Source organism: Paenibacillus sp. FSL L8-0333, assembly GCF_037965665.1.
Taxonomy (GTDB): Bacteria; Bacillota; Bacilli; order Paenibacillales; family Paenibacillaceae; genus Paenibacillus_AQ; species Paenibacillus_AQ odorifer.
The window spans coordinates 4,873,215-4,884,752 of record NZ_CP150186.1 but is presented as its reverse complement, the minus strand read 5'-3'; the positions used below and the strand labels follow the sequence as shown (position 1 = coordinate 4,884,752).

General features: G+C 42.0%; 9 protein-coding genes. 7 read left to right on the top strand and 2 right to left on the bottom strand.

The genetic code is table 11. The features are described 5' to 3' along the window. The first annotated feature begins 114 nt into the window (after positions 1 to 114). The 7 genes from NYE72_RS21945 to NYE72_RS21915 all read left to right on the top strand — a co-directional run bounded on the left by NYE72_RS21945 (position 115) and on the right by NYE72_RS21915 (position 8,914). A complete protein-coding gene (locus NYE72_RS21945; RefSeq protein ID WP_036682917.1) occupies positions 115 to 999 on the top strand; it encodes a sugar ABC transporter permease in 885 nt (294 codons plus the stop codon). Beyond that, a complete protein-coding gene (locus NYE72_RS21940) occupies positions 999 to 1,829 on the top strand; it encodes a carbohydrate ABC transporter permease (protein WP_036682912.1) in 831 nt (276 codons plus the stop codon). The genes NYE72_RS21945 and NYE72_RS21940 overlap by 1 nt, the downstream gene beginning before the upstream one ends. Positions 1,830 to 1,857: 28 nt before the next feature. Further along, positions 1,858 to 3,711 carry a sensor histidine kinase gene (locus NYE72_RS21935; protein ID WP_036682911.1) on the top strand — a complete coding sequence of 618 codons (1,854 nt, stop codon included), beginning with the start codon at positions 1,858 to 1,860 and terminating at the stop codon, positions 3,709 to 3,711. Beyond that, positions 3,689 to 4,480, top strand: a complete 792-nt coding sequence (locus NYE72_RS21930; RefSeq protein ID WP_036682908.1) for a response regulator — start codon at positions 3,689 to 3,691, stop codon at positions 4,478 to 4,480. Before NYE72_RS21935 ends, NYE72_RS21930 begins: the two co-directional genes overlap by 23 nt. 788 nt (positions 4,481 to 5,268) lie before the next feature. Continuing rightward, positions 5,269 to 6,246, top strand: coding sequence for an ABC transporter permease subunit (locus NYE72_RS21925; protein WP_235219484.1), 978 nt, complete (start codon positions 5,269 to 5,271; stop codon positions 6,244 to 6,246). A gap of 15 nt (positions 6,247 to 6,261) precedes the next feature. Continuing rightward, on the top strand, positions 6,262 to 7,224 hold the full coding sequence (locus tag NYE72_RS21920; protein WP_235219483.1) for a carbohydrate ABC transporter permease: 963 nt from the start codon (positions 6,262 to 6,264) through the stop codon (positions 7,222 to 7,224). Positions 7,225 to 7,318: 94 nt separating this feature from the next. Then, positions 7,319 to 8,914: an ABC transporter substrate-binding protein gene (locus NYE72_RS21915; RefSeq protein WP_036682905.1), complete on the top strand. Its 1,596-nt coding sequence runs from the start codon at positions 7,319 to 7,321 to the stop codon at positions 8,912 to 8,914. A 74-nt stretch (positions 8,915 to 8,988) separates the two neighbouring features. Here the strand turns inward: NYE72_RS21915 and NYE72_RS21910 are convergent, their stop codons facing one another. Together NYE72_RS21910 and NYE72_RS21905 are read right to left on the bottom strand one after the other, a co-directional pair. Then, complete coding sequence (locus NYE72_RS21910; protein ID WP_051491263.1) at positions 8,989 to 10,272, bottom strand: extracellular solute-binding protein; 1,284 nt, start codon at positions 10,270 to 10,272, stop codon at positions 8,989 to 8,991. Between the two features lie 18 nt (positions 10,273 to 10,290). Next, positions 10,291 to 11,535, bottom strand: a complete 1,245-nt coding sequence (locus NYE72_RS21905; RefSeq protein WP_036682902.1) for a response regulator — start codon at positions 11,533 to 11,535, stop codon at positions 10,291 to 10,293. Between the last annotated feature and the right edge of the window lie 3 nt (positions 11,536 to 11,538).

Sequence of the window (11,538 nt, the reverse complement as noted above, 5' to 3'; positions counted from 1 at the left end):
AATGTACCCTGGTGCTAAATCCAGGGTACATTTTTAAAATCAAAGAAAATATGTGTTTGCACTTGATCTGAAGCATTCACTATTCGCCAGATGTCAAAGCAACCGGAGGTAGTCATGAATAAAGCATTAAGAAATCCAGTGGTATTTTTCCTTTTCGTTCTTCCAGCATTGATATTGTTCACGATGTTTTTCATTTACCCCATTTTCAGTTCTATTTATTACAGTTTTACCAGTTGGAACGGTGTATCGGAGACGGTTAAATCAGCCGGATTAAGTAATTATGAGAAAGCATTAGGAGATGAACGATTCTGGATATCCGTTAAAAACAACGGTTGGTTTATTCTTTTCTCCGTATGTATCCAGGTACCGTTGATCGTATTCTTCTCGTTATTGATTTCTAATGTGAAGAAGTTAAAAGGCTTATATAAGACAGCAGTCTTTATGCCTTCCATTATGTCTACAGCAGTTATCGGTATTCTCTGGGGGTTTATCTATGAGCCCAACATTGGACTTTTTAATAAGCTCCTTAGTCTAGTAGGAATTAATCCTATTTACTGGCTGTCAGATGAGAGATTTGCAATGCTTTCTATTTTGTTGACGAATGCTTGGCAGTGGACTGGATTTTATATCGTTATGGTCCTAGCGGCGATTCTAGCTATTCCTGGTGAATTGGATGAAGCTGCAGCCATTGACGGCGCAACCGGATTTCAACGCGCTACCCGTATCACGCTCCCACTAATCGTACCGATCATCTCGGTTGTAATTATGCTATCCATTGCTGGAGCAATGAAAGCGGCGGATATTGTCATCGTTATGACTAAGGGGGGACCTGCAGGTTCAACCGATGTAATGGCAACATACATGATTAAATATGCGATCACGAACTTTAAGTATGGATACGGAAATGCCATCGCTGTCCTGATCTTTGCGTTTACACTGGTGGTTACAGTCCTTTATCAGCTGCTGATTGCACGTCGTACAGAAAGGATTGAATACTGATGCCACGCGCCCTGAAAAAGAGTCTGCCACATATTGCCCTTTTATTCTATTTGTTAGTGATCCTGTTTCCTTTCCTATTCGTATTATTCTCTTCTGTGAAAAAGGATAATAATGAGATTGCGCTTAATCCTTTTGGCATTCCAAAGGAATTCGTCTTCAATAACTACGTCGAAGCTTGGGTAAATGCCAAGATCAGTACTTACTTTTTCAACAGTTTGTACATTTCGATACTTGCTTCTGTAGTGTCCATTCTGCTTGCGTCTATGTTTGCTTTTGCGGTTACGCGGATGCGTCAGGGGAAATGGAATACTATTTTGTTCTCACTGGTTTTAGTAGGAATGCTCATTCCGAATAATGCTTTAATGCTGCCGATTTATACGATTGTACGTAAGTTAGGAATACTGAACACCCACTGGGCGTTGATCATTCCTTATATCGCCAATGCGATTCCATTTACCATAATTATTTTAGCAGCATTTATGCGAAATTTACCTAGAGAAATAGAAGAAGCTGCGGTCATGGATGGCTTGAAGGCACCGGGTATCTTTGCTAGAATTATTGTACCTCTAACGGTTCCGGCTATGGTTACTGTATTCATTGTTAATTTCCTGGGAAATTGGAACGAGTTCTTGCTAGCTAACTACTTCCTGTCGAATGACGAGCTGCGAACGCTTCCAGTAGGTATGGTCCAATTCCGTGATCAATACCAAATGAACTATGCACAAATGTCAGCCGGTATCGTCTTCAGCGTCCTGCCGGTAATTATCATTTATGCTATTCTGCAGGAGAAGATTATTGAAGGTGTAACAGCGGGCGGCGTAAAAGGATAACTTTATTCTCAGTCAGGAGCACTAGCCGATGAATTTGCGCTATAAATTATTTACGGCATTTTTGGGCCTGATTATCATTCCTTTATTTATTCTAGGCATGCTTATGTTTTTTGTGACTTATAATTCTATTGAGAAAAAGTACAGCCAGCAGTCGGAATACTCACTTAAAGCGATTAGCTACAGTATTTCTAATGTACTAAAAGATATGGATAACGTTACAGACAACGGAATTGCTACCTCGGTATTTCATATGGCCCTTAGTGCAGATGATCCTACCAATCAGGATTTGACTGATGCTGAGCAACTGAATCTGAATGCGAGCCAGCGCAATTTCCGTAGTCTGTTGTTTAATCATCCATCGATCAGTTATGCGTTTTTGTACAATTTTAACGGTAGAGGTAACTCTGAAATCGTGTCGCTTTTTAACAAGGAAAATTTCCGAACGCTACCCTATGATACATTCAAAAAAAGTGATCTGTACCAGGAAGTTATGGACTTGAATGGTGTGCCGAAATGGCTGGCTCCTCACGAGTATCCCGAGCTTACGGGTACTGAACCTGTGTTTACACAAATTCGCTTAGTGAAGGAATTGAGCTTCTTTCAGAACATAGGTATCCTAGTTGTGCAGATCAAGAATTGGGAGTTCGAATCCATATTTCGCAATCTAAAAATTGGGGATAGCAATCAGGATGTTTCCTTTATGCTTGTAAATGATGATGGAATGATTCTTTTTGACCCAGATCAAAAGCTGGATGGACAGGACTTCCAGTCTTTCGCGGATAAAGAGATTACCTTTAAAAAAGGGTTTCAGAGTTTCAAAACAGAGTACAACGGGGAGAAAAGCATTCTTTCCATGTATCACTTGAAGGACTATCCATGGAGTCTGGTATCTGTGACTTCTTGGAATACGTTGTCTCACGAAGTTACAGTATTTGCTCGCTGGTTCGTCGCTGTGATTTTCCTTTGCTTATTGGCAGCTGTGATCTTCAATTTATTTTTTATGAACCGGATTACCGGCGGCATCGCCGTCATTGTTCGTTTTATGCGCCGGGTTGAAGACGGAGATCTGACCACTAGGGTAGAAGTTAAAGGAAATGATGAGTTAACGCTGCTTGCTAAGGGATTTAATGATCTTATGGATAAAATTAATGGGTTATTTAACAGAATTCATGTGGAGCAGCGTCGCAAGAATCAAGCTGAGATGCGTGTTCTGCAGGCACAGATTAAACCACATTTTTTATTCAATACATTAGAATCAATCAATGTTCTCGCTATACAGAATGAAGGTAAAAAAGTTAGTGAGATGGTCTACAGGCTGGCCAGTATTTTGCGAATTAGCATTCAGGATCGGGAAGAGATTACGCTGGATGAAGAAGTTAAACATTTGCGCAATTATTTGGATATACAAAAATTCCGCTTTGAAGATTTGTTCGAATATGAGATCGATATTCCGAATGAATTGATGAGTTGCGGTATCCTTAAACTCACTTTACAACCGCTTGTAGAGAACAGCATTCAACATGGATTTGAGGGCATTGATTACAAAGGTCATGTTTCTGTGAAAGTTTGGGAGAAGCAGGGGGATTTGATTTTACGTATTGAAGATAATGGTATTGGTATTACACCGTCTCAGTTAGCTATTTTTCAATATATTGTGAATGATCCTGTGGAGCAAGAAGTTAAGGTTGAACGGGATAACCGGATGAATCTTGAACGCAGAGGTCTTGGTATTCGCAGTGTAGCAGATCGCATCCGCATTGAATACGGTGACAGGTACGGAATATTTATCTGTTCTAGTCCAGGTCATGGTACTATTATCCAATGTGTCATACCTAAATACGAGCAGGGGGAAGATCATTATGCTAAAAGTATTATTGGTTGATGACGAAGCCCCAATTCTGAATAATCTGAACAGGGTATTGCCTTGGCAGGAGATGGGGATGGAGGTTGTCGGTATGGCGCGAAGTGGAATGGATGCTTTGCGTATTGCCGAGGAGAAACAGCCTGATCTTGTGTTATGTGACATCCGTATGCCAGTGATGGACGGGTTAACTTTTATCGGTAAGTTGCGGGAGATGGGATTGGATAGCGAGGTGCTGCTTCTTACCGGATATCAGGAGTTTGATTATGCACGTGAAGCGATTCGGCTAGGTGTTAAAGAGTATATTTGTAAGCCGATACATTATGAAGAGCTTGGCAATAAGGTACGGGAAATTGGGGCTAAGATCCGTAGTAAGCAGTTTAAGAATAAACTGTATAATAGCATTCCAATTTTTCAGGAAATCCCTGAAGGTGAAGATGATTCTGGCAAAAAAACACCGGATCAGCTGATGAACCAAGCAGCTAAGTACATCACAGAACATCTCCATTCTGATATTGGGATTGAGGAAGTGGCGAATAAGATCGGGATTAGTGGCAGTTATTTCTGTCTCTTATTTAAGAATCGTTTTGCTATGACTTTTGTGGAATACGTGACCCTACAACGAATTGAAGCTGCTAAGTTTATGCTAACTAACAGTGATAAGAGTATTACGATGATTGGCTCCGGAGTTGGCTATCAGGAGCGGCGTTATTTTACCAAGGTATTTCAGAAGCAGACGGGGATGTCGCCTAAGGAGTATCGCGACCGATGCCGGACCGAAGTGCAGTGAGGTCGGCGTCGCTCTGAGGAATGTTTGTTGCTGAGTGGTGAGGTTAGCGTCGCTCCAAGGAATGTTTGGACTTCCGGTCGCTGTTATCCTCAGATTTCTTGATTAGAAACCGCTATTAGCGGTTGAAATCCGAGGATAAAGGCGAACGCTACGCTCCTACAGTTCCAAACTTCCTCTCCGTTCCTTCTCCCTCACCCCTCTTCGTAGTAGTATAGGGGCCGTCCCACACCTACGGATGTGGGCCTTTCTGGGAACACAAGGGCTGATTGCCTAGGTTAATCTAAGGCAGGCAGGTATTATCAACCAGCCCTTGGCTGTGATGAAGAGAAAAGATTATCAACCAGCCTTGGCTGTGATAAAGAGCAAAGATTATCGACCAGCCTTAGCTGTGATGAAGAGAAAAGATTATCGACCAGCCCTTGGCTGTGATGAAGTACAAAGATTATCGACCAGCCCTTGGCTGTGATAAAGTACGAAGATTATCAACCAGCCTTTGGCTGTGATAAAGAGCAAAGATTATCGATCAGTTCTTGGCTGTGATAAATGCGATTAAGGTACATAAGCTATGATTAATTAAATTTTTTGCCTCTATTTAGAGGCTGAAGAGATGGTTTTCCTTGATTTTCGAGGATAATCGTCTCTTTTTTTATAGAAATATAATATGTTCCCTATACTCCCATAAATTATCATATGTTTTAATTAGAGTGTAAGGAGGATACGCAAAACGTTAGGCAAGCAAGAGTATTTGGGACTTAAGAATGGGATGATGGAGAATGGGGGAACCAAAAATGAGTGTGACGAATCCTTCCGTCAGCTTGTCAGAAGTAAAGAAACCAGGCAGGGGAAGAACGCCGAATTTCCTTAGAGTAATGAAGAAATATTGGGTGTTCTATTTGATGATGTTACCTGCGATAGTGATTCTAATCATCAATAACTACATACCGATGTTAGGAACGGTAATTGCATTTAAGGATATCAATTACCAAAAAGGGATTCTAGGTAGTGATTGGGTCGGGTTAGCAAACTTCAAATATTTAATCTCGACGGAGACGGCCTGGATCATTACGAGGAATACGTTATTGTATAATACAGCGTTTATTATACTGACGCTATTTTTTTCGCTAGCTTTCGCAATTATGTTTAACGAAATGCGTAGCAGATGGCTATCGAAATTCCATCAAAGCGCTATGTTTCTCCCTTATTTTCTCTCTTGGGTCGTCGTAAGTTACTTAGTATACGGCTTTCTGAGTGCAGAGCATGGGTTCATGAACAAGACATTACTCCCGTTCTTTGGGGTAGATCCTATCGAATGGTATTCACAGTCTAAATATTGGCCTGGGATTCTTGTAATTGTGAAGATATGGAAAGAGATTGGGTATACAACGGTTATTTATATGGCCGCTATCATTGGAATAGATAATGAATATTATGAGGCGGCACTTATTGATGGAGCTTCTAAATGGAAGCAGATTCGAAAAATCACGCTGCCCCTGATCAGTCCAGTTATTATAGTAATGACGCTGCTGCAGATAGGTAGGATTTTTAACGCAGACTTCGGATTATTCTTTCAGGTTACGAGAAATGCAGGAGCGTTATACTCGACGACGCAGGTTATCGACACTTATGTATATCAGACCTTCCTTGCAATCGGTGATATAGGAATGTCTTCAGCCGCGGGTCTCGTTCAATCTGTTGTAGGATTTCTATTGATTTTCTTGGCGAATCTAGCAGTGCGACGAATCAGTAAAGATGATGCTTTATTTTAAAGGGAGGTGGGAGTGTTGAGCCAGACAGAAACAGCAATAGGGTCGTCACGGCGTACAGGAAAGCGCACAAAACGGCAAAGACAACCCAATGAAATATCTAATATATCTAATTTGCTAATTAATATATTCTTTTGGATATACACAGCGATTTGTGTGGTGCCGCTGATCCTCGTAGTTATTGTATCGTTTTCGGACGAGAATTCCGTTATTCAGAACGGGTACAGCTTTTTTCCTAACAAGTGGGATATTTCTTCTTATGAATTTCTGTTAAAAGATTATTGGCAAATTATCGATGCAGCTTCCGTTTCGTTATTTGTGACTGTGGTGGGCACGATTCTGAGTCTTATCATTATGGCTATGTACGCTTACCCTATCTCACGTGGAGATTTTCCACATCGTAATTTCTTCTCATTTTTTATGTTTTTTACAATGTTGTTTAATGGTGGCCTTGTGCCTTGGTATCTGGTCTACACGCGAATGATGCATATGAAGGATACGTTATGGATTCTAATTATGCCGCTGCTGGTTTCTGCTTTCTTTGTTATCATCTTACGGACCTTTTTTGCCAATACCATACCACCAGCTTTAATCGAATCTGCTAAGATCGATGGGGCACCAGAATTCCGGATCTTCGTTCAAATTATTTTGCCTTTGTCTATGCCAGTGTTAGCTACAGTAGGTTTGTTTCAGACCCTGGCCTATTGGAATGATTGGTACCTTAGTTTGATCTTTATCTCACCCGAAGGTCATGTCAATTTACAATACCTAATGTATAAGACGATGCTGAATGTTCAGTTCCTGACTGCAAGTCCTCAGGCGATGGCTGCCTTAGCTGCACAAGGTGTAGAGATCAATATTCCGACAGAAACGGTAAGAATGGCGATGGCTGTTATTGGTATTGGACCTATCGTGTTTGTATATTCCTTCTTCCAGAAGTATTTTATTAAAGGGCTTACCGTGGGTGCTGTCAAAGGTTAAGGACGATTGTCATGGCTTAATTCGGCCGCTTTATGCTAAGGTGTGAACGGCCGATTCAGCATATATAAATATTTTGAGGGAGGTTATGGTGTATATGAAAGCTGTTAGAAAAAGCGCACTAATGACACTATTGCTAACGATGGTACTGAGTTTTAGTTTAGCAGGCTGCGGTGGGAATAACGGGAATAATGAAGCAGCTTCACCTGCTCCAAGTGAAAATGCAACCGCTACCAATGCTGCTACGGATGAGCCAGCCGCAGATCCTACTGCCGAACCGGCAAAAGAATTGGAGCCTTATACCGTCAAGTTAATCTATGTCGGTGCAGTGCAAAAGGATGAAAAAGCAGTAGAAGATGAAATCAATAAGTTATTGGAACCTAAAATCAACGCCAAATTGGATATCGCACCGATCGATTGGGGTCCATGGGACAATGATGTCAATCTGAAAATTGCGAGTCAGGAAAAATTCGATATCATCTTTACAGCTCAATGGAAGAACTACGTAACGAATGCAGCTAAAGGCGCTTATCTCCCGATTAATGACGATAGCGGCAAATATGGTAATCTCCTAAATGAATACGGCCAAGGGATTCTAAAAAATCTGGATCCACAATTCTTAAAAGGTTCAGCGATCAATGGTGTGAATTATGCTGTTCCTACAAACAAGGAGCTGGCTGCACAAGGTGGGGTTGTCTATCGCTCCGATATTGCGGATGAACTGGGCATCGATATGTCGAATGTGAAATCCATTCAAGATCTGGATGCAGTTCTCAAAGTAGTGAAGGAGAAAAGACCTGACCTGACTCCATTGTATTTCAAACAAGGTGAGACCTTTAACTCACAGTACATGGCACAATACGATACCCTTGGTGATGCTGCCATTCCTGGTGTTCTGCTTAAAGATTCCTCAGATACTAAGATTCAATCGATGATTGAGATGGATCGTTATAAAGAAATCATTAAACTTACTCGTGAGTATATGAAAAAGGGTTACATTAACAAAGACGCCGCAGTTGCTACGAATTCGACTCAGGATGCAATGAAGGCTGGCAATGTCTTTATGACAGTGCAATCGCTTAAACCAGGTAAAGATAGTGAGCTGGCGAATGCTACCGGCTTGGTTGGCAAGCTGAAACAAATTGCATTCAATGATCCAACGATTTCTACAAGTGATGCTGCTGGATCTATGCTTGCGATCTCTGCTTCCTCTGGTGATCCGGCCCGGGCTATGATGGTGCTAGATATTCTGCACACAGATAAAGATATCAACAATCTGCTTGTTTTCGGTATAAAAGGTGTTCACTATGAAGTCGTAAGTGGTGATACGATCAAAGCTACAGACAAAACAGCTGATTATAATACGGCTGCAGCTTGGATGCTTGGAAGTCAATTCCTGAACCCCGTGTGGGAAAGTGAAGCTCCAGACAAATGGGAACAATTCAAAGCCTTTAACTCTAAAGGTAAAGCTTCTGTAGCGCTTGGTTTCAACTTCGACGCCTCCGCGATGAAGACTGAAATGGCTGCTTGTAAAGCTGTAATGGATGAATACGACATCAGTTTGGATACGGGTTCTGTTGATCCTGATACCGTACTGACTAAGTATGCTGATAAGCTGAAAAAGGCAGGGCTCGATAAGATTATTGCAGAGAAACAAAAACAGCTGGATGCTTTCCTGGCTGCGCAAAAATAAAGCGAAAATGATTTAAAAAAAGGCTCTCCCCAGCAGGCTAATTTAGCCGGGGAGAGCCTTTTTTATGATATTACTTAGCGGAAGGAGCTGTCTATTTGTTTTGCGGCTTGAACAGCAAGGGTCCAAGCCAGTTCAGGAGTTAGCTCGCCTTTTTCAGCTTTGGTCAAGTATTCGAGCATGCTTGTCTCCACGTCAGCGTGATGAGGGCCGTAATAGGTCGGAATTACTGCTTTTGCTGCTGACGAAAGGGTCAGACCAAGCTCTGAATTAGGAAAATAAGGATCATGCAGATCGTGGATCTCTGGGTCATCATAGATTTCGGGGGTGGAAGGGAAAGCCCCTTGTACCTTGAAAGAAACCAATTGCTGCGTTGGTTCGGTTAGCCATTTAATAAGAGCAAAGGATTCATCAGGATGATTACCTGTCTTTGGTAAGGTCAGAACGGAGCCTCCGCGATTAGCGCTGTTTTCTGGGATTTGTGTTACATTCCATAAACCGCTGGCAGTTGGAGCACTGCTCTTGATATGACCAATCATCCAAGCCGGACAGAGCATGACTGCAAAATCTCCGTTGAGCAGGCCTGCACCCCAGCGTTGCGTATCCACTGCAATACTGGCGGACAGATTTAGCTTAAGGGCTTGAATTGAGAAGTCCCAGGCTCGTTTGACCGCTGGATTATTGTCGAGGATCAATTCTTGCGTTGTGGGACTGTAATATTGAAGCTTGGACTGACGTAGAAGGGTGAGATAGAGGTTCTCCAAGTCATTTACAAAAGCTTTTCCTGTTCTTTCCTGTACTTTGGTGCCCGCTTCAAGGAATTGCTCCCAAGTTTGGATTTCTTTAGCCACTTCCTCTGGTTTAGTAGGGAGACCTGATAATGCGAATATATCCGTTCGATATAACATGGCATAGGGTCCAATTTCCGTTGGTAATCCGAAAATAAAATCATTACCCAGCACCTCCTGCCACTTCCAATTCAGAAACTGGTCCTTCAGATTGTCAGCTTCAAAAGTTTTTAGGTTATAAAAATAATCAGGGAACTGTTTGAAGCGATCCAAATAGCTAATATCAATGGCAGCCACGTCCGGGGAACTATAACCTGCTGCGAATGAAGTCTGTAGCTTGGCTGGAAGCTGCGTGGAGGTGGAGGTTTGAATATGAATCTCTAGCTCGGGATGTTGAGATTGATATTGGTCAATGAGCGACTCAAGACCTGATCCGGCAGTGAGCCAGATGTTCAGCTGTATCGGGTCTTGTAAAGCGGTATCTTCCTTGGAAGGGGAGAGCTGACAACCACTTGTATTAAGTAATAAGCCAAATGCTAATAGGACAGTAATCAACTTACCATTTACATTCAAGAGAAACACACCTCTACTTTATTTGTTGTGCTTCTGAAATTCCTGAGGAGTCATCCCCATGTATTTCTTAAAAATAAGGCTGAAATATGCAGGATCCTTAAAGCCTACTAATTCGCTAACCTCATATACCTTGAGAGTAACATTCTCTAATAATTCAGTAGCTTTTTGAATACGAAGTTTGGTAAGGAAGCTAGAGAAAGGTTCCCCTACATCATCTTTAAACAATCGGCCGAGATAGGTAGGATTCATATACAGTTCATCTGCGATCATTTTGAGGGAGAGATTCTCTTGGAGCCGGGAATTCATAACCTCAATCATCATAGAGATTACCCTGCGCGTTGCCTTTACTTGTAATTGTTCAGCGAGCTGTGGAGAAGCCGAATGTATGGTGAGGTCTCTGAAAAAGATAACGGATGGCGTACTCTCTTTTTTGACCTGCTGACAAGCTTCCAGACTCTCGTGATAGGCGGTCGCGAGTGCCCCCAATTGATAGTGAGGGTTGGAGACCCCTGCACAGAATGGCGATTTCAGAATACCCGACAGCTTATGCAGCAGTTCTTGTGTCAATACCTCATCCACGCCGTTAGGCTGCTCAAGAGGATAGAATAATAGCATGATGGCTTCCTGCTCCTCTTGAATACCAACAACATTGGCGTACAGCGCAAAACATTCTTCTAATATATTAACGACCGCTGCATACATGGCTTGTTCCGACCAGTTCTGCGGCATGCCTACTCCAAGATGGTTTACGGTTATGACTACAAAGGAATGAAAAGGAGGAATAAGTTGTTCTTCAAAATAGGGTAACGGGATGCCGTAAAGAAGATCAGATAAGCGTTTCTCCCGAAGGTTTTTTTCTCTCAGCTGCGTTAATTGCCTCTGCTGTTTCTTCAATTGAAGACGTTCATATACGCCTGTTGCGACTTCAAGAATATGTTCTACTGAATTTGGTTTAACCAAATATTCCTTTACACCATAACGGATGGCTTGACTAGCATAGGTGAAATCCTGATAACCTGTGAGCAGCACGGTTTCAGTGTCTGGATAACATTCATGGATATGCTTTGCAAGTTCCAGTCCATCCATGCCGGGCATTCGTATATCGGATATCACCAGATCAACCATATGCTCTTTTAACAGTTGCACAGCTTCTAAACCGTTCTCTGCCGAGCCAATAATGCTAAAGTTATGATTCGCACTTCCCAGCATTTCTGACAGAGAACGGCGAACAAAACTTTCGTCGTCCACGATTAACACATTCATCGT

What these genes read in the sequence shown, in the direction of transcription:
- NYE72_RS21945 (WP_036682917.1), top strand. Translation starts at nt 115, where the DNA reads ATGAATAAAGCATTAAGAAATCCAGTGGTATTTTTCCTTTTCGTTCTT.
- NYE72_RS21915 (WP_036682905.1), top strand. Translation starts at nt 7,319, where the DNA reads ATGAAAGCTGTTAGAAAAAGCGCACTAATGACACTATTGCTAACGATG.
- NYE72_RS21940 (WP_036682912.1), top strand. Translation starts at nt 999, where the DNA reads ATGCCACGCGCCCTGAAAAAGAGTCTGCCACATATTGCCCTTTTATTC.
- NYE72_RS21905 (WP_036682902.1), bottom strand. Translation starts at nt 11,535, where the DNA reads ATGAATGTGTTAATCGTGGACGACGAAAGTTTTGTTCGCCGTTCTCTG.
- NYE72_RS21925 (WP_235219484.1), top strand. Translation starts at nt 5,269, where the DNA reads ATGAGTGTGACGAATCCTTCCGTCAGCTTGTCAGAAGTAAAGAAACCA.
- NYE72_RS21930 (WP_036682908.1), top strand. Translation starts at nt 3,689, where the DNA reads ATGCTAAAAGTATTATTGGTTGATGACGAAGCCCCAATTCTGAATAAT.
- NYE72_RS21935 (WP_036682911.1), top strand. Translation starts at nt 1,858, where the DNA reads ATGAATTTGCGCTATAAATTATTTACGGCATTTTTGGGCCTGATTATC.